This window comes from Lentzea flaviverrucosa (assembly GCF_003350445.1).
Lineage (GTDB): Bacteria > Actinomycetota > Actinomycetes > Mycobacteriales > Pseudonocardiaceae > Lentzea > Lentzea californiensis.
Genome location: NZ_QQAU01000007.1, coordinates 120,265 through 145,704, shown reverse-complemented (window position 1 = coordinate 145,704; position 25,440 = coordinate 120,265). Strand labels below are relative to the sequence as shown.

At 71.3% G+C, this 25,440-nt stretch carries 13 protein-coding genes; 2 read left to right on the top strand and 11 right to left on the bottom strand.

The window, feature by feature from the left end:
- Window positions 1-232: 232 nt before the first annotated feature.
- Together DFR72_RS22845 and DFR72_RS22840 are read right to left on the bottom strand one after the other, a co-directional pair.
- On the bottom strand, window positions 233-856 hold the full coding sequence (locus DFR72_RS22845) for a TetR/AcrR family transcriptional regulator (protein ID WP_090064777.1): 624 nt from the start codon (window positions 854-856) through the stop codon (window positions 233-235).
- 9 nt (window positions 857-865) lie between these two features.
- Window positions 866-3,193: a glycoside hydrolase family 3 protein gene (locus DFR72_RS22840; RefSeq protein ID WP_090064776.1), complete on the bottom strand. Its 2,328-nt coding sequence runs from the start codon at window positions 3,191-3,193 to the stop codon at window positions 866-868.
- Between the two features lie 142 nt (window positions 3,194-3,335).
- On the opposite strand from DFR72_RS22840, the gene DFR72_RS22835 reads away from it, so the two are divergent.
- Complete coding sequence (locus DFR72_RS22835) at window positions 3,336-4,037, top strand: AfsR/SARP family transcriptional regulator (protein ID WP_143086676.1); 702 nt, start codon at window positions 3,336-3,338, stop codon at window positions 4,035-4,037.
- A 199-nt stretch (window positions 4,038-4,236) separates the two neighbouring features.
- Here DFR72_RS22835 and DFR72_RS22830 read toward each other — a convergent pair whose 3' ends face one another.
- From DFR72_RS22830 to DFR72_RS22810, 5 genes are all read right to left on the bottom strand, one after another.
- Entirely contained in the window at window positions 4,237-6,489 is a 2,253-nt protein-coding gene (locus DFR72_RS22830) for a hypothetical protein (protein WP_090064774.1), read from the bottom strand.
- 132 nt (window positions 6,490-6,621) lie between these two features.
- Window positions 6,622-7,194, bottom strand: a complete 573-nt coding sequence (locus DFR72_RS22825) for a hypothetical protein (RefSeq protein WP_342768666.1) — start codon at window positions 7,192-7,194, stop codon at window positions 6,622-6,624.
- Window positions 7,181-8,776, bottom strand: coding sequence for a VWA domain-containing protein (locus DFR72_RS22820; RefSeq protein WP_090064773.1), 1,596 nt, complete (start codon window positions 8,774-8,776; stop codon window positions 7,181-7,183). The genes DFR72_RS22825 and DFR72_RS22820 overlap by 14 nt, the downstream gene beginning before the upstream one ends.
- A gap of 85 nt (window positions 8,777-8,861) precedes the next feature.
- Window positions 8,862-9,998, bottom strand: coding sequence for a toxic anion resistance protein (locus DFR72_RS22815; protein ID WP_090064772.1), 1,137 nt, complete (start codon window positions 9,996-9,998; stop codon window positions 8,862-8,864).
- 1 nt (window position 9,999) lies between these two features.
- Window positions 10,000-11,073: a hypothetical protein gene (locus DFR72_RS22810; RefSeq protein WP_090064771.1), complete on the bottom strand. Its 1,074-nt coding sequence runs from the start codon at window positions 11,071-11,073 to the stop codon at window positions 10,000-10,002.
- Window positions 11,074-11,243: 170 nt separating this feature from the next.
- Here DFR72_RS22810 and DFR72_RS22805 point away from each other — a divergent pair, with 170 nt between their 5' ends.
- Window positions 11,244-11,576: a YciI family protein gene (locus tag DFR72_RS22805; protein ID WP_090064770.1), complete on the top strand. Its 333-nt coding sequence runs from the start codon at window positions 11,244-11,246 to the stop codon at window positions 11,574-11,576.
- Here the strand turns inward: DFR72_RS22805 and DFR72_RS22800 are convergent.
- The 4 genes from DFR72_RS22800 to DFR72_RS22785 are packed head-to-tail and all read right to left on the bottom strand — an operon-like array spanning window position 11,562 to window position 25,429.
- Window positions 11,562-11,945: a VOC family protein gene (locus tag DFR72_RS22800; protein WP_090064769.1), complete on the bottom strand. Its 384-nt coding sequence runs from the start codon at window positions 11,943-11,945 to the stop codon at window positions 11,562-11,564. The genes DFR72_RS22805 and DFR72_RS22800 overlap by 15 nt on opposite strands.
- Before the next feature lie 44 nt (window positions 11,946-11,989).
- Window positions 11,990-12,952, bottom strand: a complete 963-nt coding sequence (locus DFR72_RS22795) for an alpha/beta hydrolase-fold protein (RefSeq protein WP_090064768.1) — start codon at window positions 12,950-12,952, stop codon at window positions 11,990-11,992.
- The gene (locus DFR72_RS22790; RefSeq protein ID WP_211335494.1) at window positions 12,949-14,640 is read right to left on the bottom strand and encodes an ABC transporter ATP-binding protein; all 1,692 of its coding nucleotides are present in this window, start codon (window positions 14,638-14,640) and stop codon (window positions 12,949-12,951) included. The genes DFR72_RS22795 and DFR72_RS22790 overlap by 4 nt, the downstream gene beginning before the upstream one ends.
- A complete protein-coding gene (locus tag DFR72_RS22785) occupies window positions 14,627-25,429 on the bottom strand; it encodes a non-ribosomal peptide synthetase (protein WP_211335493.1) in 10,803 nt (3,600 codons plus the stop codon). The genes DFR72_RS22790 and DFR72_RS22785 overlap by 14 nt, the downstream gene beginning before the upstream one ends.
- Window positions 25,430-25,440: the final 11 nt, after the last annotated feature.

Here is a 25,440-nt window from a genome sequence, read left to right as displayed (position 1 = left end):
CTGGGCGAAATCTGTGCACGCCTCCTGTCATCTTTGTGTCCAGATCCGGTACCTGCGCCGCCAGGCCCGAGAACTCCTGGGAGTGGGGGTCGGCGCAGTTGCCGGGTCCGGTTCCCCCAGAACCCGGCCGGCGTGTGAAAAGTCACCGCGCACGTCGGCCAACTACCGCAAGACCGGTGGCCCGGTACGGGTCCCCCAGACTGAAACCGGGCCACCACCTTGCGGTCGACCTTCAGCCCGCCCAGCGGGCTCGCAGCGTTCGGGTGAACTCCTCGAACTCCGCCGTCATCGACACCTCGTCCGGTTGGAGCAGCCACTGCTGCTGCAACCCGTCGATCACCGCGATCGTCGTGCGCACCACCGAATCGACGGGAGCCGCCGCCGCGATCTCCCCCTGTTCCTGCCCTGTGCGCACGGCATCGGTCAGCCATCGCCGCAGCCCGCTGTAGTGCCGTTGCACCCACGTGTGCGCGGGGTGGCCGGGTTCGGTCGCCTCGGCGGCCAGCCGCACGAACAGGCCGACCAGGTGCGGCCGCGCCGAGTTGCGCGCCACCAGGGCGGTCAGCGCGTCGAACGCCGCCCAGCCCAGCGGCGGACCCCCGCTCCCGGCCAGGAAGTCGCCGTCCTGCCGGTCGCGTTCCTCCAGCACCGCCGTGAGCAGCGCCGCCTTGCTCGGGAAGTGGTGCAGCAGGCCGGACTGCGACAACCCGGTCCTCGCCGCCACGGCCGCGACCGACGTCCCCTTGAAGCCCGTCAGCGCGAACAGTTCGGTCGCGACGGCCACGGCCTTGGCCCTGGACTCCTCGCCGGAGACGTCCACCCGCGACTTGGCCCGGTACCGGGGCGGGACCGACACGGCGTCACCTCACTCCTGATCAGCGGGCAGGGTAACGCGGACGTCGCCGAGCCCGCGGGCGATCAGCACCTCGCCGCCGGTCAGGGGGTGCCAGCCGTCCGCCCAGACCCGTTGGGCCCGCGCATCGCACGGCACCTCGACCCGCACGGTCTGCCCGGCCTCGACGTCCGCCACCGCGAAACCGACGAGACGGACCGTCTCGTCGCGCGGGCGGAGGTAGACCTGCACGACCTCGCGGCCGGCGCGGTCGCCGGTGTTGGTGATCTCGACCGAGACCGAGGTGTGCACGCCGTCCACAGTGGACGAATGAGCGTCCCCGTACTCCCAGGTCGTGTAGCCGAGTCCGTGGCCGAACCAGAACAGCGGCTCGGACGCGCCCCGGTACCCGATCCCGGTGCCTTCGGCGTACACCAGCTCGCCGTCGGACGGGATCAGCGGCAGGGCGTCGGCGTCGGAACGCGGGAACGTCGTGACCAGGCGCCCGGCCGGTTCGATGTCGCCGAGCAATGCCGCTGCGACGGCGTCACCGGCCTCCTGGCCCGGCAGTCCGGCCCACAGCACGGCGTCGACCTGCGCGAGCCACGGCATGAGCACCGGCGTGGCGGCGTTCACCACGACGACCGTGTGTTTCGCGGCCGCCGCTACCGCCGCGACCAGCGCGTCCTGCTCGCCGGGCAACGCGAGTGTGGTCTTGTCGAAGCCCTCGGTCTCCTGCTCTTCGGTGAGCCCGACGACCACGACCGCCACGTCGGCCTCGCGCGCGGCCCGCACCGCGGCACCGATCGCGTCGGCGGGAGCGCGGGGGACGGGCTGGGTGATCAGGCCGACGAGCGCGCTGGCCTCGCGGACGCGGGTCGTGATCCGGTCACCCGGTGACAGCAGCACCTCGGTCGTCCAGTGCGGCGGCTTGAGCAGTGCCTCCTCGACGATGCCGTTCGCCCAGGCCAGCATCGTGGCGTGCTGCCGTCCGCCGACGTCGATCGTCCAGTCGCCGAAGCCGCGCACGCCGACCAGCAGCCGCGTCGGCCCGTCCAGCACGACCTCGCCGGACACCTCGATCGACGCGGCGCCCTGCGCCCAGCCGCCGTACGCCGCGAGCTCGGCGATCTCCATCTCGCGGGTGGCCAGCACCTGACCGCCGGCGTCGTACGTCGTGGCGCGGATGTCCCTCAGCACCCCGGCGCCGGGAGCGGCGTACCGGGCCCGGACCTCCACACCGTCCACAACGGACACCGAGGAGCCGAGCCGCGACGTCAGGCCGTCCGCGATGCTGATGACGTGCGGTGGCCGGACGCCGGCGGAGCCACCGCCCTGCGCGACGGTGGCGATCGCGTGGCGGCCGATCAGCGCGACCCGGGACTCCGGCAACGGCAGCACACCGGAGTTCTTCAGCACGGTCATGCCGCCCGCCGCGAACCTGCGCAGCTGCTCACGGCGCACCGCGCTGCCGGGTGCGGGCAGGTCTCGGGGCCACGAGCGCTGCTCGCCGAACGCCCCGGTCCGCGACGCCAGGAGCAGCAGGCGGGTCAGGTGGTCGTCGATGACCGACTCCGCGACCTCGCCCGCCCGCACGGCCGCGACCAGCTTGTCCTCCCACGGGCCGCCGGGACCGGGCATGGCCAGGTCGAGACCGCCGTTGGCGCTCGCCGCCGTGGACTTCGTGGCGAACCAGTCCGACATGACCAGGCCGTCGAACCCCCACTCGCCCTTCAGCACACCCTCGACGAGCTCGGTGTGCTCGGTCGCGGGGATGCCGTTGACGTTGTTGTAGGCCGCCATGACCGCCCACGGCGAGGAGTCCTCGACCACGATCTCGAACGGCAGGAGGTAGACCTCGCGCAACGTCTTCTCGTCCAGCACCATGCTCGCCGTGCGCCGCTCGGTCTCGGACTCGTTGGCCACGTAGTGCTTCGGCGTCGCCGCGATGCCCTTGTCCTGCAGACCGCGCACGTACGCGGCCGCGATGACGCCGGTGAGCAGCGGGTCCTCGCTGTAGGCCTCGAACAAGCGACCACCGAGCGCCGTGCGGTGCAGGTTGATCGTCGGGCCGAGCACGACGTGGACCTGTTGTGCCGCCGCCTCGTCCGCGAGCACCTCGCCGACCTCGCGCGCCAGCGCCACGTCCCAGTGCTGGGCGAGCAACGTCGCGTTCGGCAGCACGCACGCGATCGTGCCGCCCCTGAGCTCGGCGCCGCGAACGCCCGTCGGGCCGTCGGACAGCTTCAGCGACGCCAGGCCGATCTCCGGCTCCGGGTGCAGCGCGAACAGCGCGGAACCGGTGAGCAGCCGGACCTTCCGCGGCAGGTCCAGCCGGGCGATCGCCTTCTCGATGTCCATGCCGTCGAGCAGACCAGAAGCACCGACCGAGTACTCGGTCGGTATGTCCTGCCGTTGTCGTTCGGTTATCTCACCGTGATGTGCCGTCGCGCGGCACACCCGTGGCACGCCTCTTCTTGTGTCCAAGGGGAGGGGAGTGGTGATGAAGATCGAGGTGCGGCTGCTCGGGCCGCTGGAGGTCCGCGGGCCGAACGGGCCGGTGCACTTCACGGGTGCGCGGCGAAGGGCCGTGTTCGCGTTGCTGGCGCTGAGAACGGGCCGTCTGGTGTCGAGGTCCGCGCTGGTCGACGGCCTGTGGGGCGAGGACGTGCCGCCCACGGGGACCAAGACGCTGCAGGGGCACGTGGCGAAGGTCCGCCGGGCACTCGAACTGGCCGGCGCGGACGGTGTGGTGCGGACGCGCGAACCGGGCTACCTGCTCGACGTCACGCAGGTCGTCGTCGACGTCGAGGAGTTCGACGAGCACCTGCGGTGCGGCCGGTACGCGGAGGCGCTCGCGCTGCACCGCGGTGATCCGCTGGCGGACTGCCCGGTCGAGGGCTGGGCAGGTGCGGAGGTGGTGCGGCTGCGGGAGGCGCTGGCGTTCGCGGAGGAGAACCACGCGGCGGCGCTGTGCCTGGACGGCCGCCACGCCGAGGCGATCGCGCAGCTCGAACGGCTCGTCGCGCTCTACCCGCTGCGGGAGTCGTTGTGGGAACTGCTGATGGAGGCCCAGCACCGGGCCGGCCGGGCGGGCGACGCGCTGCGGACGTACCGGCGGGTGCGGGCGCTGCTCGTCGAGGAGTTCGGGATGGAACCCGGCACCGCGTTGCGCCGCAGGGAGGCCGCGGTGCTGGCGGGCTGAGCCGAAGTGCCGTGGCCCGTGTCGGGGGTGCGGGTCACGGCACTTCGGCGACCGGTCAGCACTTCCCCCTCGGAGGTACTCACCGGAGGTGGGTCGTCGCTCGCCCTGGGGGGTGCGAGCGACGACCCGGTCCGAACCGGACCTCCCCTTGCGCCCCATCCTGCGAGCCCGCGGTGGTGAACCGGCTGCCGTGCGGTGGTCAAGATCGGCTGGGTCGGTACGAACAGCGGTAGCCGGTGGTCACGGCGTCGCGCAGTGCGTCGGCCGTGGGCTGCTCAGTGGTGGCGATCGTGTCGATGGCACGCCGGATCGCCTTGCGCACGGCGGTTCTGGCGCGTTCGGCCGGGCCCGCGAAGTTCCTGGTGCGCCCGCCCATGCCGGTCTCGCGTTCGAGGTGGCTCAGCAACGCCTCCAGTTCGGCCTCCAGGCGCGGCGTCGGGTCGTCGTCGAGCCGGGCCCGCAGGTCGCGGATGCGCGTGAGGTAGGCGGCGCGGGCGACGGGGTCGAGCACCTGCTGGTTGCCGCTGTCCTCACCGCCGACGAGTTCGAGCGCGGGGATCTCGGTGCCGGGATCGGCCACCAGCCGCGCGAGGTACCGCATGCCCACGAGGTCCTCGACGCGGGTCTCCCTGCCCTGGTGGGAGACGACCCACCACCCGTTCTCCTTGCGGATCAGGATCCGGCCGGACAGTCCGTCGCGGGCCTGCGCCCACATCGCGGCACGTGCGGACATGCCGATCGCGTTCGCGTCGTTGATGGCGACGTCGAACAACGCCCTGCCCCGCTCGCCGCCGGCGGTCTGGGCGAGGGTGGCGCGGGCGTACGCGGTCATCGGCAGGTTGCCGAGCCGGATGTTGGTGGTGACAGCGCGTTCCAGGTGCCCGGTGGCGAGAGCGGCATCGCCGAACGTAGTGGCGGCGATGCCCAGCAGCAGTTCGGCCGACCCGAAGCAGACGATCGCGGTGGCCGGCACGACGGGCAGCGGGCCGAACGGTTCGAGCAACCGGTAGGCCTCGCGGGCGATGTCCGCCTCGCCCAGCGCCGCGGCCACGTGCACCACGCAGAACATGCACGTGATCCAGGTGCTGGACAACGGAACGGCCGTGAGCCCGTTGATGGTCAGCCGGTGCAACGCCGACCGCGCGCGATCCCGCTGACCCGCCTCCAGCGCCAGCAACGCGAGCGCGGCCTCGAAGCTGAACTCCAGGTCCGGCAACGTGGGGGAGTGCGTGACCTGCTCGGCGAGGTCGACCAGTTCGCCGCCGCGGCCCTGCAGCCACCGGATCGCGAAGAGGTGCGTGCTGTGGAACGTCTCCGCGTCCACGTCACCCGCCTCGACCCCGATCCGCAGGCAGGCCAGGGACTTCTGCTCGGCCTCGGCGAACCGGCCCGCGCGGATCGTCCGCATCACGTCCATCGCGGCGTGGAAGAAGAGCAGGCCCGGATGGCCGGACGCGCGCCGCGCCAGTTCGGCCTGCGACCGTTCCGCGTGCGGATCGCCCAGGCAGAACAGGTCCATCGTGCGACGGCACAAACCGCTGAGCGCCAACAGGTCCAGGCCCGCAGCCGAGGCCACGGAGATCAGTTCGCCGGCCAGTGCCAGCCGGAAGGCGGTGTGCTCCGGGGACCACAACGCGTGGTGTGCCAACGACAGCGCCTCGGCCAGGGTGAGCTGGTCGCCGGTGCTCCTGGCCTTCTCCAGCGCCCGCAGCACGGACTCGGTCTCGCGCCGGTCGTAGGCCTGCTCGGCCGTGAGCCTGGTGATCAGCCTGGTGCGCAGCGGTTCGGGCGGCCGTGCGGCCAGCGCCTCGCGCAGACGGGCGATCGCCAGCGCGCGATCGGCTCTGCCGCGGTACTTGTTGACCCACATGCCCGGAAGACCCAGTGCCGCCTCCGGGTCACCGTCACGCGCGGCCTGGTCGAGCAGATCACGCGCCTCGGTGATCCGGCCTTCGGCGAGGACCGCGTGCGCCCGCTGGACGAGACGGACCGTCTCGTCTCGTTCTGGCGGAGGTGAGACGAGACGGTCCGTCTCGTCCGAGGAGGTGGAGTCGGGAGCCGTGACGACGAGGACCACGGGAAGGCGCTGGACGCTGCCGGCCACGAACCGCGTGAGCCGCAACGCCTCCTCGCCCGCCAGGCCGAGGTCGTCGATGATGATCAGCGCGGGCTCCTCGGCCAGCGCATCGGTGACCTTCCGCGCGCACACCTCGGGTTCGGCGTCCAGCACCGCCGCGTCGCAGCCCAGACCGGCGAGGACCGCGTGCCACGGCCAGTACGGCGGAGCGTCCGCGCGGCAGGTCGTCCAGACCACGGCGAGCCCTTGCGCCTGAGCCTGCTCCACGGCCTGGACCAGGTACTGCGTCCGTTCCGCACCCGGCGGCCGGGTGACCGCGAAGAGCTGCCCAGACCCCGATCTCGCCCGTTCGAACGCCGACTCCGGCACCAGCACCGCTTCACCCTCGAATGCACTTCTCCAGCCAGGACTGGGGAAACCTAGCGGAGGACGGCGACCGGCACGTACGCGGTCGGCACGCATTCAGGGCCGAAGGTTCTGGTTCGGGGATGCGAACAGTGGATCGGACTACCCGGACTCGCGGTCCTCGAGGTAGCGGGTGTGGTCGGCCTGCCGTTGCGCGTCGGCCGCGTGGAACCGTTCCGCGGTCCTCCTCGAGTCGGCGTGCAGCAAGTCCAGCTGCCGCAGCAGTTCCGTGCCCGAGCCCCGTGCGGCGGCGTACCACCACGGCAGGTTCAGGTAGGTCTGCACGGACAGCGGCAGGTCGGTGCCGACGAGCCGGGTGACGGCGTGCAGGGCGTCCGGGTCGGCGCGCAGTGCGCGCGGCCGGTCGAGCATGCCGCGCAGGACCTCGGCGATCTCGGCGATCTTCGGTGCGACCTCGTCCGGCACTCGCAGGCCCCGCACCCGTTGCACCAGCGCGTCCAACTCGGATCGCAGCGCGCCCGCTTCCTCCTCGGGATCGGTCACCAGGGTGATCCGCTCGGGCGGCGCGGCCAGGGCCCCCACGCCGTACAGGCCGATCACGACGACGATCCAGTACGACCCGGCGAGTCCGGCGAAGTGCAGGGCGAGGCCGATCAGGCCACCCACGCAGCCGGCCAGGTTCTTCCAGGAGGCCAGGTACCTACTGATAGCCACGGATCTCCTTGAAGGCGGCCGAGAGCGAGCGGCTGCGGGCGTCGAACACCTTGCCACCGCTCATCTTCGCCACCTGCTCCATCTCGGTCGTGGCGCTCTCGCCGAACAGCACGGGGAAGATGGGGATGTCCTTGAGGTTCGGTGACAGGCTCTGGTGGAACAGCTGGAAGTCGGTGATGCCCTCGCTGCCGGTGTTCTCGCCGTCGGTCATCAGCACGATCGACGTGAACCGGTCCGGGTCGGCGTCGATCTGCTGGCGCAGCACGTCGTACCCGCCGCGCAGACTGCTGTAGATCGCCGTGCCGCCGGACGCGTCGAGGCTCGTGGCGGTGGCACGGATCTGGTCGAGCACCGGGCGCGGGTCGTCCTGCGGCACCTCGTACTTCAACGCGGGTTGCGCGCTGCTGCTGAACGGCAGCAGCGTCACCTGTTCACGGCCGTGGAACCGGCTGAACCTGCCGGCGAGCGACTCGTCGGCGCCCGTCAGCCCGGTGAGGGCCTGGCGCAGGCCGTCGATCCGGTCGCCCTGCATCGAGCCGGAGGTGTCGAGCACGTAGAGCGTGCGGGACGGGCGGCGCAGCTGGTCGAAGTACGTGGTGATCAGACCGTCCACAGCGGACTGGCTGCCGGGGAACGGGAGCTCCACGAGGTCTTTCGTGGCGAACTTGCCGTCGAGCTGCACCTGTGGCACGGCGGGCCGGCGGTGCGTGGTCTCCATGATCTTGCGCTGGACGTCCGCGCTCCTGAGGTGGTCGGACAGCTTCCGGTGCGCCTCACGGGCTTCCGACGACGCCGACGTGAGCAGCGTGAGCGGGTAGTCGGCCGTCACCACGCCGTCGCTCGGGTAGATCAGCGTCAGCGGCTGGGGCATCGACAGCAGCACGGACTCGTAGTTGATCAGCCCGTCCACCCTGGCGCCGGGATCCTGCGCGCGCCGCTGGTAGGCCTCCGACAGCCAGCCGGACGAGCCCGCCGACAGCTTCTGGGCCGAGAAGAACTGCTCGAGCTGCGGCGCGACCGCGTCGATCCGTGCCGCGTCGAGTGCCGAACCCGACCCGGACAGCGCGGCCGCGACACCGACCAGCGCGGAGAACCCGGAGTTGGAGGCGGACGGGTCGGTCATGCCGTAGGTGAACTTCTGCGCGCCCGCGGCTTCGGCGATCTCCGCCCAGCCGACGCGCTTGGCGTCCCAGCCCAGTTCCCGCACCTTCGCGGCGGGCAGGCCGAGCACGACGGGCGACGACATCACCTTGGCCGGCGTGCCGAGCCGCTTCTGGGCCTCCGGCACGAGTTCGAGGTAGCGGTTGGAGGAGAACCAGACCGCGTCGAAGCCCTGCTCGGCCGCGCCACTCGCGACCTTCTCGGCACCCTCGACGGTGCCGCTGAAGCTGAACTTCACGCTGATGCCGGTGGCCTTGGCGGCCTCGTCGAGGATCGGCTGGAGGTCGGCCAGTTCGCTGCCCGCGAGAACGCGGAGGGTGCCGGGGGCGGCGTCACCGACCGGTCTGGCCGGATCGGGCGAGTCGGAACATCCCGCCAGCAGCGCCACGACGGCGACCGCGGGGATGAGACGGCGGATCATGCTGGCTCCTGGGAGTCGCGCTGATGGCTCGGGGGTGGAGCTGGCGGACTGAGTGCCTGTGCCGGTGCGGCGGCGCGCTGACCGGTCACGGCTGGTCCCCGGTCTCCCGCACGCGGGTCAGGTGACCGTGGGCGCGCCGGATCTCGGTGTCCAGCGCGGAGACCGTGCTGGACATGGAGTCGGCGGCGCGGGCCTTGAACGTGTCGATCGCGTCGATCGCCGCGTAGATCTGGTCGAACGAGGTCCGCACCGCCTCGACGCCGACGGCCGGGGTCGTGGCGATGCGCTGGACGTCCTCGCCCTGCAGGGACATCAGCGTCGCGTTGGAGCGCAGGATCGAGTCGGTCAGGCCGCGCAGGGCGTCGACCTGGTCGATCACCTCGCGCTGCCCGGCCAGCGCCGCCGCGACCGCCACGCCGATCCGCAACGCGGTGACGGTCGTGCTCACGGCCCGTTCGATGCCCTTGACCAGTTCGTCGTTGTTGCGGCGCACCACGTCCAGTGCCATGTACCCCTGCGCGCACACGGCGAGCTGGGTCAGCAGGTCCTGATGCCGTTGCCGCAGGCCGAAGAGCACGTCGGCACGCAACGCCTGGGCGCGTTCGGGTTCGGCGAAGTCGAGGACGGCCACCTGGCGCTGCACCGCCTCGTCCATCTCGGCGGCCAGGGCGGCGTCCTGCGACAGCTTGGTCATCAGGTCCCACAACCGTTGCCGCTCGCCCTTGATGGCGGCGTTGTCGCGCTTCAGCGCGTCCTGGCCGGACCGCAGCCTCAGCACGATGCGGTTGAGCGGCTCGTCGGCCGCGCGCAGCCGTGCCAGCAGGCCGCGGGCCGAGTTGCCGCCGGGGAGGAAGCCGAGGACCTTGCGGCCGGTCAGCTTGCTCAGGTCCTGCGGATCGAGTTCGCGGACGGAGCGCCGCAGTTCGGTCAGGCTCGTCGAGACCTGGGCGCCGTGCGGTGACGAGACGGACGCGAGCGTGCGGTCGAGCAGCCGACCAGCGATCTGCGCCGCCAGCCGCATCTCCGCCTCGCCGAGCACCAGTGCCTCGTCGGCGATCCGGCTGAAGTCCGGTGACCGCGGGTCGACGGCGCCCAGGGCCGACACGAAGGCCTCGGCCCGTGACGACAGCTCGGTCCTGTCGGCGACGGGGATGAGCCCGGCCGCGCGGTCGACCGGCACGGGCTCGACGGGATCCGGTGGCGTCAGAACGAAATCGGTCATGTCAGTACTGCTTCGCGATCGCCTCGAGCATCCGCTCCAGGGTCTCGTGCGCGGGCGGCTCGACCACGTCCACGATCGTCTGCGGCACGGTCAGGTTCTTCTCCTTGACGACGTCGTCGAAGTGCCTGGGATCCGCTGTGCGGAAGCCGAACGTCGCGGCGAGCCTGCCCAGTTCGGCATCGCTCTGCAGCAGCTGCCCGACCCGGTCGCCGGCCTCGCGCAACGGCACGAGCGTGTGCTTGGACAGCACGGTCGGCGCCGGGTACAGCAGCTTCATGTCCGGCCGGACCGACGAGTCGCCCCGCACCACCCGGTCTGCGAACTGCGCCTCGTACGCCAGCACCAGCGGCGTCTTGCCCATGCCCGAGGACAGGTAGTCCTCGAACGGGCCCTCGGTGCTGCTCTGCGTGTATCCCTGGTCCAGGAACAGCCTCGACACCGCGGGCAGCACCTTGGCCTCGGCGTCCGGCGACGACACCACCCCGCCGTTGGCGACGAACGACGTGATCGCCAGGTACATCGCCGCCGAGTTCGAGTCACGCGGATCGGTCGTCGTGACGAGCAGGTTCTTGCGCGCGGGATAGGCCGTGTTGCCCGGCAGCTGGTCCCAGCGCGTGCCCTTGGCCGCGAGTTCGAGGTACGCCTGCACGTCGAACGTCTGGTAGCCCGGCCCGGACTTCACCACCCCGGCCTTCGTCAGCAGGTCGGCGACCGGGTCGAACGTGGCGATGACCATCGGCGACGAGAACGGCGCGTACGTCCGCGCGGCCTTGCGGTCGCGCTGGATCTTCTCGGCGGCGGGCGCCGAGGACGGGAACGCGAAGTCGTACGGGTTCAGGTCCGTGGCCGTCGCGATCTGCCGCGACCCGGCCGGATCGACCTCGACCTCGAGGCCGTGCTTCGCGAACACGTCCTTGACGCGCTGGTCGGCGAAGAAGGCGAGCTTCTCCGAGCCGATCACACCGCGGACGGTCTGGAGCCGGCCCTGTTCGCCGGAGCCCTGTCCGAGGACGACGGCCGTCACGACACCCACGAGCAGGACGACCGCAAGACCGATGCCGAGCGTTCTCTTCACTGTCCACCTCTACGAAAAGCCCTGTCAGACAACAGATCTTTCGTCACTTCGACGCCGTGCCGGGGTGAGTGGTCGCAACCGTGAGGTGAACAGTCGATGAACGGACCGATGAGTTCCGAGCGGTCCGGGAGTCGGTATCGCCGAAGAGCACGAATCGAGGAGGTTCCACGATGAAGTTCGTGACGATCGGCTACGGAGAGCGTGCCGACTACGACCGCACGTCAGCGGCCGTCCGGGACGAGGCACACGCGCACGACGCACGCCTGCGCGCGCAGGGGGTGGAGATGGGCATCGCCGGGGAGCCAGTGCAGGTCCGCAACCCCGGCAACACCGGCACGACCACGAAGGCGGGGGCGTTCCTCAGGTCCGAGCTGCCGATCGCGGGGTTCGCGATCATCGAGGCCGACTCGGTGGAGGAGGCTGTGCGCATGGTGGCCGGGACTCCGTGCGCCGTCGCGCACGGGGTCGTCGAGGTGTGGCCCCTCCAGTCAGCCCAGGGGTGACCGGTCGCCCACGGACCACTTGTGGCCGAACGGATCGGTGAAGCCGCCCTGCCGGTGGGTGCCCCACGGCATCTCGTGACTCACGACCGGGGAACCACCAGCTCCCGCGGCCACTGCTCTGGCGACGACGCCGCCGGGGTCGTCGGTGAACAGCTCGACCCGGACGCTGGTGACGTGCCCGGGAGTGGACTCCGCGGGGTTGTCGGGGTTGACCTGGTGGACGAAGAACGCTGCGCCACCGACCTGCAGACCGGCGACACCGCCGAGGTTCCACAGCTCCGCAGCGCCCAACGCGTTCTTGTACCAGGCAACGGCCGCGTCGGCGTCCGGGACGATCAGCATCACCGAGATGACCGGGGGTGTCGTCATGGCGCCCAGCCTGCCGGATCAGCTCGTGGACGGCTGGACGATCATCAGAGGTCCTGGAGCAGCCAGGCGACGTCGCGCACCAGCGCGTGCCGCCAGCCGACCCGGTCGTGTCCGGCGGGAGACCGGTTCGTCCGCACCGTCGCACCCGCCTGCGCCGCGAGCTCTTCCACCGCAGAACAGTGCCGGTGCATCCTCGGCTCGTGCTCGCCAACGTCGAACGCGACCCGCAGTCCGGACAGATCAGGCCGGGACCGCAGCCTTTCCGCGGTGTCACCGCCGGCCGGGCCGTCCAGCGCGAGCCCGGACCGGGGCAGGTCGCGGGCGTACCAGAACGACCCCGACTGGCAGGCCACCCGCGTCACCAGGTCCGGGAAGTCCAGCGCGGCCTGGAACGCGCTGAGCCCGCCGAGGCTCTGCCCGGCCACCGCGAACCGCGACAGGTCCACGGTCACGCCGTTCGAGGCGAGCAACGGCAGCAGCTCGTCCCGGATCGCCTGCCACAGCTCAGGAGAGCTGTACTCGGCGTCGCGATCACGAGGCGTGGGGAGGAAGACCAGCGTGGCGGGCGGCATCTCGCCGTTCTTCACCGCCGACTCGAACGCGGCGACGGCGGGGTGCGCGTACATCCAGTCGTCGCCGTCGAGCAGCAGCACGACCGGTTCGCCGCCCTGGTGCACGCGAACTGTCTTGCGTCCCAGCGAACCGTTCCACCGGATGCGGAGCGCCGGCACGTCCAGCACCTCGTCCGGGCCGACGACCGGCCAGTGCGGCTGCGGCTCCAGGTCCGGCGTGGTGAAGATCGACCGGTTCGGGCCCGCCCCGGCGGGATTCGACGGGTCGGCGTGCTCCTCGCCCTCCGAGACGAAGTGGTAGGTCACGCGCAGCCGGGCCGGCATCTCGACCTCGGCGGACCACAGGTCGTCCTCCTCGTGCGTCAGCTCGACCGGGTCCAGCACGCTCTCGAACCGCAGCGAGGCCGGGCCTCCGCGCCACTCGAACCTGGTCATCGGGCCACCGCCAGCTGGTAGGAGGAGTCGCGGCCGAGCAGTTCGCGGTGCGTGCCCTCGGACGCGACCGTGCCGCCGTCCAGCACGATCACCCGGTCGGCCACGTCGAGCAGCGCCGGGCTGCTGGTGATCACGATCGTCGTCCGGCCGCGGCGCAACTCGGTCAGGTTGCGGGCGATGAGCTGTTCGGTGACGGCGTCGACGGCCGTCGTCGGGTCGTGCAGCACCAGGATCTCCGGGTTCGCGGCCAGCGCCCGCGCGAGCGACAGCCGTTGCCGCTGCCCGCCGGACAGGTTCGCGCCCCGGTCGCGCACGGCGTAGTCGAGGCCGTCGGAGTGCAGGGCCACGACGTCGGTCAGCATCGCGGCGGACACCGCCTCCTGGACCAGCGCGCTGGTGCCGGACGGATCGACGTTCTCCCGCAACGTTCCCGCGAACACCTCGTGGTGCGACGGGTTGACCAGCAGGTGGGTGCGCACGCTCTCGATCGTCAGCGCCGCGACCTCGTGCTCGCCCAGCCGGACCACACCCGAGTACGACGCCGGGGGCACCTCGACGGACAGCAGGGCGGCCAGTTCGGCCGCGGCCTGCGGCTGGTACGCGGCGACGGCCACGAACTCACCGGGCCGCACCGAGAACGTCAGGTCCCGCAACGTTCCGTGGGTGACTCCGGAGACCTCGAGCCCGGTCTCCGAGACGACCTCCTCGACACCGGGGGTCATCCGCGCGGGCGCGGCCAGGACCAGCGCCATCCGTTCGGCGGAGGCCCGCGCGATCATCACGTACTTGGGCATCTCCGAGAACAGCTTCAGCGGCTCGATCAGGAACTGCGCCAGCCCGACCACCATCACCAGCTGGCCGATGGAGATCTCGCCCCGGAACGTCAGCAGGCCCGCCCACAGCGTCACCGCCGCCGCCAGCAACGAGTTGAGCGCCAGCGCCAGCCCGGCGTAGACGCCGTTGACCCGCGCCACGACGATCGACTGCTGCTTCGCCTCCGTGCTCACCCGGCGGTAGGCCTGGAAGGCCGCGTAGCTGCCGCCGAACCCGTGCAGCGGCCGCAGTCCGGCGATCAGGTCGGACACCTTCGCCCCGGCCCGCGCCACCTTCGCCTGCTGCACCTGGGTGTTGCTGCCGATCCGCCGCGACATCACGCTGAGCACGCTCAGGATCGCCGCCGTGCTGGCGAACACCAGCACGCCCAGGGGCACGCTGATCACCACCAGCACGACACCCGTGATGACCACCGACACCAGCGAGCTGATCAGCAGCGGCACCACCTCGATGATGTCCGCGGTCTGGTCGGCGTCCTCGGTGGCGACGGTGAGCACCTCGCCGGACTTCAGGTCGACCTCGCGCGCCACCGGCTGCAGGCCGCGGTCCGCGACCTCGACCCGCCACCGGTGCGCCTCGGTCGTGTTCGCCTTCTGCAGGATCCTCATGCCGAACCGCCACGAGTACGACACCGTCGCCATGACGAGACCGAGCGCGAGCAGCGCCAGCCCGAGCGAGCTGACCTGCCCTCCGCGCAGCGCGTACTCGACGATCACGCCGAGCAGGATCGGCACGGCGGTCTCGGCGGCCTGGTAGGACCCCATCAGCAGGGTCCCGGACGTCATGGCGCCGCGGTTGCGGCGCAGGGCGATCCTCAGGATCTCCCTGCCGGTGTGCACTTCAGTGTTCGTCAACGTGCCGCGCAATCGCTTCGGGAGTGGAAAGGGACAGCAGGTCGCGGATCGTGACGACGGGACCGAACTCGCGGCGGAGCAGTCCGATGAGCCGCACCGCGAGCATCGAGTGCCCGCCCAGGTCGGTGAAGCCGCTCGCCATGCCCACCTCGTCCTCGTCGAGGTCGAGCGCCTCCGCGAACATCTCGCGGACGAGCGTCTCGGTCTCGGTCAGTTCCCGGTCCTCGGCCTTGGTCGTCAGGGTGCCGAGCGGACGGGCCTCGGGCAAGGCCGCCGTGTCCGCCTTGCCGTTGACGGTGAGCGGGATCGCGTCCACCGCCGCGTAGTGCGACGGCCGCAGGTAGTCCGGCAGGCCGGCCCCGACCTCCGCCGCGATCGACGGGATGTCGCCGCCGTCGGCCAGCACCAGGTACGCCGCGAGCCGGTACGCGCCGTCGACCTGCGGGTCGGCCTGCGCGACGGCCGCGACGAACCGGACGCCCGGATGTGCCGCGAACCGCGCCTCGACCTCGCCCAGCTCGACGCGGTGGCCGCGGATCTTGACCTGCTTGTCCGTGCGGCCCAGGTAGAGCAGGTTGCCGTCCGGGCGCCGGATCACCAGGTCACCGGTCCGGTACATCCGCTCTCCGGGCACCCACGGGCACGCCACGAACCGTTCGGCGGACTGTCCCGGCTGCCCGAGGTAGCCGCGCGCGATGCCCACGCCCGACACGTAGAGCTCACCCGCGACGCCGTCCGGCACGTGCCGCAGCCACGGGTCGAGGACGTAGACGTCGGTGTTGTCGATCGCCACGCCGACCACCGGGTCGACGCAGTCGAACGTGCCGACGCCCAGCGTGTTGATCGTGTACTCGGTCGGCCCGTAGAGGTTGTAGCCGATCGTGCCCGGGGTGTCCGCGAGCTGCTGCCACAGGGTCGGCGTGACGGCCTCGCCGCCCAGCAGCACCAGTGCCGGCTTGTGCTCGGCGCCCAGTAGCCCTTCGGCCACCAGTTGCTGCGCGTAGGTCGGCGTCACGTTGATGACGTCGATCTCGTGTGCGAGGCAGTACTCGACCAGCCCCGTCGCGTCGCGGCGCAGCTCCTCGTCGCAGATGTGCACCTCGTGGCCGTCGGCGAGCCAGAGCAGCTCCTCCCACGACATGTCGAAGGCGAACGACACGGTGTGCGCGATCCGGAACGTCCGGTGCCCGTGCTCGGCCAGCACCGGCTCGAAGATCCGGCGCTGGTGGTTGACGAGCATGTTGGTCAGGCCGGCGTACTCGGTGACGACGCCCTTGGGCTTGCCGGTCGAACCCGAGGTGTAGATCGTGTAGGCCGCGTGCTTGAGCCTGTTCGGGTCACCGGGCGCGAACGTGGTCACCGGCTCGGCGTCCGGCCACGGCTCGTCCAGCCTGAACGTGGTGCCCTGGATCCGTGGCGCCACCGCGCTCGTCGTGATGATCAACGCCGGTTGCGCGTCGTCGATGATCGCGGCGATCCGCTCGTCCGGGTGGTCCAGCTCCAGCGGCACGTACGCCGCGCCGCAGCGCAGGACGCCGAACAGCGCCACGACCCAGTCCAGCGACCGGGGCACCGCGATGGCGACCGAGGTCTCGACGCCGATGCCCTTGCCGGACAACACTCCCGCCAGGTGGCGGCTGCGGTCGCGGAGTTCCGCGAACGTCATCGTCCTGCCGTGCGCGACGAGAGCGACGCGGTCCGGGTTGCGGTCGGCCGCCTGGTCGAACAGGTCGACCACGGTGAGGTCGCCGAAGTCGTTGGCGGGGTTGAGCTCTGGCGTCACCACCGAACCGCCGACCGCGCCGAGCAGGCCGTCCGCGCGGGTGAGCTCGTCGAGCACCCGCAGATACCCGTCGAACAACCGCTGCGCGAACGCGGGATCGGTGACGTCCGGCCGGTACTCGAGCTTGACCGTGAGCTCCTCGCCCGGCGTCACGACCCACGTGAACGGGTAGTGCGTCGAGTCCTCCGCCTCGTGGCCGGTGATGCCGTTCTTCTCGTTGAACTCGGTGAACGTGTCGTCGTCCAGGAAGTTCTGCAGCACGAACAGGCTGTCGAACAGCTGGTCGTGGCCGCTCGCGCGCTGGATCTCGCCGAGCCCGAAGTGCTCGTGCTCCATCGTCGCGACCCGCGAGGCCTGAACGGACGCCAGGAACTCGCCCACGGTGTCGTGCGGCCGCGCGGTCACCCGCATCGGCACGGTGTTCAGCAGGACGCCGACGATGCCTTCGGTGCCCTCCTCCTCACGCCCGGACACCGTCACGCCGAACACCGCGTCACCGCGACCGGTCTCCCGGCCGAGCGCCAGCCCGAGCGCACCGGTGACCACCGAGTTCACCGTCACGCCGTACCGGCGCGCGGCCTCCCGCACCCGGTTCGACGCCTCGACCGGCAACGCCCGCACGATCTTGGCCGGCAACGAGTCCGAAGTGGACCCCTCGCTGAGGAGCGTCGGACCGGGGAGGTCGGCGAGGTGACCGGCCCAGAACCTCTGCGCCGCCTCGGCGTCCTTCGCGGCCAGTGCACGGGTGTAGCTCTCGAAACTCGGTGTGGCGGGCGCCGAGTCGACGGTCTCGCCCGCGAGGAGCGCGCGGTAGGCGTCGAACAGGTCGTCCAGCACGATCGCGCGCGACCAGCCGTCCCACAGCAGCAGGTGGCTGGTGAACAGCAGGCTGTCCCGGCCGTTCGGCAGCCGCAGGACCGTCAGCCGCACCAGCGGCGGTGAGGTCAGGTCGAAGCCCGTGGCGCGGTCCTCGATTCGCAACGCCTCGACGGCGTTGTCGTTGAGCACGTCGACCGTGCGCACCGGCACCTCGCCGCTGATGCCCAGCACCTGCACCGGTGTGCCGTTCTCGTCGGACTCGAAGCCCGCGCCGACCACCGGGTGCTTCGCGATGACGTGGGCGAACGCCCTGCCGAGCGCGCCGGGGTCGAGCCGCCGGTCGAACGTGAAGAAGCTCTGCGCCACGTACTGACCGGACTTCCCGGCCAGCTCCGCCTGGAAGTACAGGCCGCGCTGCAGCGGCGAGACCGGCGCGGTGCGCCGCACGGTCACCGAGGCGTCCGCGATCCGTTCCAGCGCCATCAGCCACCGCGCCGCGATCTCGTCCGACACGTCCTCGGTCAGCCCGAACGTGGCGCGCAGCGAGCCGGCGGCGTCGACCCAGCAGTTGACCTCGACCGCGTACGGGCTCGGCCGGTTCTCGGGATCGACGTGCAGCGCCTGGGACTCGCTGGCGCGGCCGAGGTAGTTGAACAGCACCTGCGGCCGGGGCAGCGCGGCCAGCACGGGTCCCGTCTGCGGGTTCAGGTAGCGCAGCTGGCCGAACCCGACGTGCGCGACCTCGTCCGGTTGCCGCGCCACGACCTCCCGGGCCGCCGCGACCGGATCGGTGGCAGGGCTGAGCCGTACGGGAGCGATCGCGGTGAACCAGCCGACCGTGCGGGTGTAGTCGTGGTGCTCGGCGGCAGGGACGCGGCCGTGCCGTTCCAGGTCGATCACCAGGTCCGTCGGCGTGCTCTGGATCTCGGTGAGCGCGGTCCGCAGCGCGCCGCACAGCAGTTCGGTCAGGCCGACGCCGAGCGCGGTCGGCGCGGTCCGCACGACGTTGCCGGTGATGTCGGCGGCCAGCGTGACGGTGACCTCGCGCCGCTCACCGACCCGCGGTGTGAGCACCGGGGCGTCGAGCGTCTCGATCCACCGGCGCAGGTCGCCGCCGGACTGGGCGTCCAGCGTCAAAGCCGCGGCGTACGAGGCGAACGACGTCGTCACCGGCGCCAGCTCGTCGCCCCGCGTCGCGACGGCGAGGTCTTCGAGCAGGATCATCCAGGACACGGCGTCCACCGCGAAGTGGTGCACCACGACGACGAGCGTGCGGCTGTTCTCCAGCCACGTGAACGCCGCCATGACACCGGCTTCGGCGTCGAGCCTGCCCGCGGCTGCCTCGGCGGCCTCCTGCGGGTCGTCCGCCGACACCACGACGTCGACCTCCGCCGCCGGTTCGGTCCGCAGCGACCACACGCCCTGGTCCGTGTTCAGGCGCAGCCGCAACGCGGGATGCGCCGACACGACCGCGTTCGCCGCGCGGCGGGCGTCGTCCAGGCTCGCGCACTCCAGCTGCCTCGCCTGCGCGAAGCCGTCGAGCGACCCGCCGAGTTCTCGCAGCCGCAACACGATCGGCGTCGGCACGACCGGGCCGTCCGAGATCTCCTCCACGACCGGGGCCTGCTGCTCCGCGCGCTGCACGGCGAACTTCTCCGCAAGCGCTCGCGGGGTCTTGTGCAGGAACATGTCGCGGGGCGAGAACCTCACGCCCATCGCCCGCGCCCGGTTCACCACCCCGATCGCGATGATGCTGTCGCCGCCGGCCGCGAAGTAGTCCGTGTCAGCGTCCACATCGGACGCCGGCAGGGCGGAGCGGAAGATCTCGACCAGCGAGTCGAGCACGGAGGTGTCCGCCGCGACGACCGGTGCCTCGTCCTCACGGGCGCGTGCCCGCAGCGCCGCGCGGTCCAGCTTGCCGCTGACGTTCAGCGGCAGCTCGTCCAGCTGGATGACCCGCTGCGGCACCATGTGCTGGGGCAGCTTCGCGGAGAGCACCTCCATGACGTCGGCCTGCGGCGTGCCCACGACGTGCGCGACGAGGTGGTCGTCGGTGTCCGCCACGGTCACGGCCACGTCGACCACGCCGGCGACCTCGCGGACGGCGGCCTCGACCTCGCCCAGTTCGATGCGGAAACCGTGCAGCTGCACCTGGTCATCGCTGCGGCCGAGGAACTCGAGCTCGCCGTCCAGGTTCCACTGTGCCAGGTCGCCGGTGTGGTACATCCGGGATCCGTCGCCCGCGAACGGGTCGGCGACGAACCGGCTCGCCGAGAGCCCCGGCCGGTTCGAGTAGCCGTACGAGACCTGCGGGCCGGAGAGGTAGAGCGAACCGGCGACACCGAGCCCGGCGGGCCGCAACCGGTCGTCGAGCACGTAGGTCCGCTGTCCCGGCACGGGCGTGCCGATCGGGCAGCCGTCGGCACGGCCGGGCTCGAAGTCCGAGTCGTCGAGCACGTGCCGCGAGGTGTACACAGTGGACTCGGTCGGGCCGTAGGTGTTGATCAGCTCCGGCTCGCGGGTGCCGTACCGGGCCACCCAGTCGCGCAACCGGCTGAGCTCCAGCAGTTCACCGCCGATGGAGAACCGGCGCACGGACGTGACCGGTTCACAGTGCTTGTCCGCCTCGATGAACTGGTAGAACGCCGACGGCGTCTGGACGACGTAGGTGAGGGCGCGCTCGCGCACCAGCCGGTGGAAGTCGACCGGCGAGCGGGTCAGCCCTCGATCGGGCACCACCAGTTCGGCGCCGCTGGTCAGCGTGCCCCACAGCTCCAGCACCGAGGAGTCGAACGAGAACGAGTGGAACAGCGGAATGACGTCGTCGGGCCCGAAACGCACGTCCGGCTGGATGTTCGCGAGGTACGTCACCGCGTTGCGGTGCGACACCACCGCGCCCTTGGGCTTGCCCGTCGACCCGGACGTGTAGATCACGTACGCCGGGTGGTCCCAGTTCGGCGGGGTGATCACGCCGGCGCCGGGCACGTCGTCGCCGATCGCCACCACCCGTGCGGCGCCGCCGGCCCGCGAGACGATGGCGGCGAAGCGGTCGCGCTGGCCGGGGGTGACGAGCACGACCTGCGGGGCGGCGTCGGAGATCAGGTACTCGAGCCGGTCGTCCGGGTACGCCGCGTCCAGCGGCACGTACGCGCCACCGGCGGACACGACCGCGACGAGCGAGACGACCTGCTCCAGCGACCGGGGCACGGCGACCGCGACCCGCTGGTGTGGCCCGACCCCGGCGTTCGCGAGCATCCCCGCCAGCCGGTTCTTCGCCTCGGTCAGCTCGCCGTACGACAGGCTTTCCGAGGTGCCGTCGATCCGGCAGAACGTCACGGCGCGCGCGTCGGGCGCACGGTCCGCGGCCGCGTCGACCAGACCGGCCAGCGTGGCGGGCTCGACCTCGGCACCCTCGACGCTCCGCGGAGCCGGAACCTCCCCACCGGCCAGCAGGGCGGTGAAGGTGTCGGCGAACGTCCGCACGATCCGCCGGGCACCCGCCGGACGGATGACCGTGGTGTCGTGCACCAGGTTGAACCACAGCGAGCCGTCGTGCCGGCGGGCGACCACCAGGGTCAGCGGGTAGTGCGGTGCGCCCTCGTTGACGACGTCCGTGATGCCGAACGACTCGCTTCGCAACGAGGTCACGTCAGTCGCGACGTCGAACACCACGAGCGTGTCGAAGAGCGATCCGGCACCGGCGAGCCGGCCGATCCTGGTCAGCGACACGTGCTGGTGCGGCAGCACGGCGGTCTGGTGCTCGCGCACCGCGTCCAGCAGCTCGCGGGCGGTCGTCCCGCCGGACCACCTGGCGCGCACGGGAATGGTGTTGATGAACAGGCCGGCGAGCTCGTCGATGCCGGGCACGTCGGCGTCGCGGCCCGACACCGTCGAGCCGAACACGACGTCCTGGCTGCCCAGGATCCCGCCGAGCGTCACGGCCCAGGCGCTGTGCACGGCGACGCTGAGCGAGACGCCGGCCGCCCGCACGCGCTCGTCCACATCGGACGGTGCGTCCAGGGCCATGTCGGCGAACCGCTCGGACGGCATGTGGTCCGGCACCGTGATCGACGGTCCGGGCAGGCCTTCGAGTTCGCGTGCCCAGACGCGGTCGCTCTCCTCGGCGTCGCTCTCGACGAGCCACCGCACGTAGTCGGAGTAGCCGCCGCGCACGTGCACCGACCCTGGCGCGTCGTACTCGGCCAGCAGCGCGCGCAGCATCGGGGGCACCGACCAGCCGTCCGCGATGATGTGGTGCACGGTCTGCACCAGCACGTACCGGCCCGGTGCGGTGAGCACCAGCGTGTAGCGCATCAGCGGACCGGTGGCGAGGTCGAAGCCGGCGACGCGGTCGCGTTCGGCGAGTTCGCTGATCTCCTCGCCGGACATGCCCTGCCCGTTCACCGTGGTGAACACCGGCCGCACACCCGACTCCAGCACCGACACGACCCTGCCGTCGGCGAGGCTTGCGAACCGTGCGGCCAGGTTCGGGAACAGGTCGAACACCCGCGTCGCCGCCGCCTCGAGCCGTTTGGCGTCGACGGCGCCGGTGAGCGTCAGCAGCTGCTGCTCGACGTACCGGTGCGCGGAGTCGTCGTCGAAGACGGAGTGGAAGTACAGGCCTTCCTGCAGCGGCGTCAGCGGGAGGATCTCGCGCAACGCGGGGGAGTCCAGCGCGTCGACGTCGGCCTGGGTGAGCGGCAGCAGCGGGAAGTCGCTGGGGGAGTGGCCGCCCCCGGTCAGGGCCGCGAGACCTTCCAGCGCGGCGACGAAGTACTCGCCGATCTTCGCGGTGTCGGAGTCGGTGAAGACCCCCGACGGCCACGACAGGACGGTGACCAGTTCCAGTTCGCCGTCGGTGCCGGGTTCGGCGGAGGCGTTGAACTCCAGGGCGCGCGGCAGCCGCATCGCCGGGTCGCGCTTCTCGCCGAGCTGACCGGCGTTCTCCGCGAGCTGCCAGTCCCCGGTCGTGCCACCGGCGAACCGGCCCAGGTAGTTGAACAGCACCTGCGGGCGCGATGCGTCGAACCGCTCGTCGCGCAGGTACCGCAGAGCGCCGTAGGAGACGCCGTTGCTCGGCACCCGTGCGAGGTCTTCCTTGACGCGCTTGAGAGCTGCGCCGAGGTCGTCGACGTCGACCGGGTCCACCGTCACCGGGAACAACGTCGTGAACCAGCCGACCGTCCGAGACAGGTCGGGGTCGCGCGGCACGAACCGGCCTTCGCGGCCGTGGCCCTCCAGTTCGACGTGCGCGAACGTCTGGTCCTGACCGTTGTCACGCCGCCACCGGGCCAGTGCAACCGCGAGACCGGTCAGCAGCACGTCGTTGACCTTGGCGTGGAACAACGCCGGCACGTCACCCAGCAACGCCGCGGTGGCACGAGAACCGACCGTCACGGTGCGGACCCGCTCACTCGCGACCACATCGGCTTCGGTCAGCTCACGCCGGCCGAGCAACTGGTCCACGCCCGGCAGCGCGCGCTCGTAGTACGCGCGGTCCGCGGAGAACGAGGCCTGCTCCAGCAACTGGGTCCAGCGCCGGAACGAGGTGCCGACCGGCCGGAGCTCCACCGCCGCACCAGAGGAGACCTGCTGCCAGGCCTGGGCGAGGTCGTCGAACAGGATGCGCCACGAGACACCGTCGATCACCACGTGGTGGATCACGATCACGAGCTGACGAGCCTCTGACCGCCACACCGCGCGCAGCATGATGCCCGCGTCCGGGTTCAGCCCTTCCGTGGCCGCGGCCACGCACTCCTCCAGCGGAGCATCGCTCTGCTCCCACAACGCATGTCCGTCGGCCGGGATGTCGAACGACCAGCGCTCACCCCGGACGAGCTTGGCGCGCAACATGTCGTGCCGCGCGACCAGTGCGTCGAGGATCTGGGTCAGCGCGCCGGCGGTCAGCTCCGCCGGGGTGTTGAGCACGACCGACTGCACGAACCCGTCGATCGCGTCCGTGGTCTCACCGAGCCACTGCACGATCGGCAGACCCGCCACCGGGCCCGTGGGCACGTCGTCGTGGTCGACCACCGAGGCACCGTCACGGGTCGCGACGGCGGCGAGCGCGCGCGGGGTGCGGTTGACGAAGATCTGGGTGGCGGTGACGAACACGCCCTCCGCGCGCAACGCGCTGAGCAACGAGATCGCGAGGATGCTGTCGCCGCCCAGCTCGAAGAAGTCCTGGTCCGCGCCGACCTGCTCGACGCGCAGCACCGAGGCGACGGCCGCGCAGATCACGGCCTCGTCGTCGGTGGCGGCGGCGGTCACCGGACCGGTCTCCACCACGGGCTCGGGCAGCGCGCGGCGGTCGAGCTTTCCGTTGGGGGTCAACGGGAACTCGCTCATCACCACGACGTGCGCGGGAACCATGTACTCGACCAGGTGCTCGGTCGCCCACTGCTTCACGGCGTCCGAGGTCAGGCTCTCGTCCGACGGCACCACGTACCCGACGAGGTAGTTGCCGCCGGCGGAGTTCTTGCGCACCACGACACAGGTGTGGCGCACGCCGGGGTGCTCGGCCAGCGCGATCTCGACGTCCTCCAGCTCCAGCCGCATGCCGCGGATCTTGACCTGGTTGTCGACGCGGCCGAGGAAGTCGAGCGACCCGTCCGGCGCGAACCGCGCCAGGTCGCCGGTGCGGTACAGGCGCGAGCCGTCGGTGGCGAACGGGTTCGCGACGAACCGCGACGCCGTGAGGCCCGGAGCGTTCACGTAGCCGCGCCCCAGCAGGAAACCGCCGATGTACAGCTCGCCGCCGACGCCGACCGGGCACGGCCGCAGCTCGTCGTCGAGGACGTAGAGATCGGTGTTCGGGTTGGCCTTGCCGATCGACGTCGACAGCCGCTCGGCCTCGCCGCGGTAGATGACGTGCGAGACGCCGATCGTGGCCTCGGCCGGGCCGTACCCGTGGTACATCGGGATGTCGAGCTTCGTGCGGAACCGGTCGTAGAGCTCGGACGTGAGCACCTCGCCGCCACACCACACGTGCCGCAGGCTGGCCAGTTCGCCGTCGCCCGCGATGTTCAGCAGCACGTCCAGCATCGACGACACCAGGTACACGAACGTCACGCGGTGGCGGTCGATCGTGTGCAGCAGGTGGTGCGGGTCGCGCTCGCCGCCGGACCGCACGACGACGGTCCGCCCGCCGCACACCAGCGGCAGGAAGATCTCGTTGATGGAGATGTCGAACGACAGCGGTGCCTTGAACAGCGACGCGTCGGAGTGTCCGAAGTGGAGGATCTGGTGCACCTGCCACAGCAGGCGTTCGCTGATCGCCTCGTGGCGGATCATCGCGCCCTTGGGGCGGCCGGTCGAGCCGGACGTGAACATCACGTACGCGAGCTGCGCGCCGCGGATCGTGACGTCGGTGGGATCGGCGGGGTAGCCGGAGAAACCCCACTCGGAGAGGTCGACCGCGAGAGCCTCGGGCTCGCCTTCCCGGCCACTGCCCAGGAGCAGGACGGCCTGCGCGTCGGCGATCACGGACTCGCGGCGGGAGGCCGGCCACTGCGGGTCCAACGGCACGAACGCGGCCTCTGCCTGCAGCACGGCGAGCAGTCCGACGATCATCTCGGCGGAGCGGTCCAGGGAGATGCCGACCACCTGTTCGGCGGTGAGGCCGCGCTCGAGCAGGTGGTGCGCCAGCTGGTTGGAGCGGGACAGCACCTCGCCGTAGGTGAACGCGCGCTCGCCGTCGTTGATCGCGACGGCGTCCGGGCGCTGCCGGGCCTGCTCGCGGAACAGCTCGACGACGCTCGGCCGGTCGCGCTGGAACTCGTTGTCGTTCCAGCGGGTCAGGTCCGCGAGCCGCTCGCCGGCCGTCTGGGAAGTCAGCGTGCCGATGGCACGGTTGGGGAACTCGGCCAGGTCGTCCAGGGCCCGTTGTGCCGCAGCCAGGTCGACGCCGTCCGGCACGGGGATCGCCCAGCCTTCGGGTCGTTCGACGACAGCGGAGTTCTGGCCCTTGTCGGCCCACACGAGCAGGTCGCTGAACAACGTCGCGGGGGTGAGCTCGAACCCGTCGACCGTGAAACCGGGGATGGCCCAGTGGTGCAGGGCGACGGCACTCGCGACGGCGATGGTCCGCTGGGGGTACTCACCGGCACGGCGCCGAACGGAGGTGATCCGGGCGGTCGAAAGAAGTACGTCGTGCTCGGCCATCTGTTCCATCGACGACTCAGCCATCCCTTCACGAT

Excerpts from the sequence above, each read along its gene's own strand:
- DFR72_RS22840 (WP_090064776.1), bottom strand. The coding sequence starts at position 3,193 with ATGGACATCGAGAAGGCGATCGCCCGGCTGGACCTGCCGCGGAAGGTC.
- DFR72_RS22835 (WP_143086676.1), top strand. The coding sequence starts at position 3,336 with ATGAAGATCGAGGTGCGGCTGCTCGGGCCGCTGGAGGTCCGCGGGCCG.
- DFR72_RS22820 (WP_090064773.1), bottom strand. The coding sequence starts at position 8,776 with ATGATCCGCCGTCTCATCCCCGCGGTCGCCGTCGTGGCGCTGCTGGCG.
- DFR72_RS22815 (WP_090064772.1), bottom strand. The coding sequence starts at position 9,998 with ATGACCGATTTCGTTCTGACGCCACCGGATCCCGTCGAGCCCGTGCCG.
- DFR72_RS22805 (WP_090064770.1), top strand. The coding sequence starts at position 11,244 with ATGAAGTTCGTGACGATCGGCTACGGAGAGCGTGCCGACTACGACCGC.
- DFR72_RS22800 (WP_090064769.1), bottom strand. The coding sequence starts at position 11,945 with ATGACGACACCCCCGGTCATCTCGGTGATGCTGATCGTCCCGGACGCC.
- DFR72_RS22795 (WP_090064768.1), bottom strand. The coding sequence starts at position 12,952 with ATGACCAGGTTCGAGTGGCGCGGAGGCCCGGCCTCGCTGCGGTTCGAG.
- DFR72_RS22785 (WP_211335493.1), bottom strand. The coding sequence starts at position 25,429 with ATGGCTGAGTCGTCGATGGAACAGATGGCCGAGCACGACGTACTTCTT.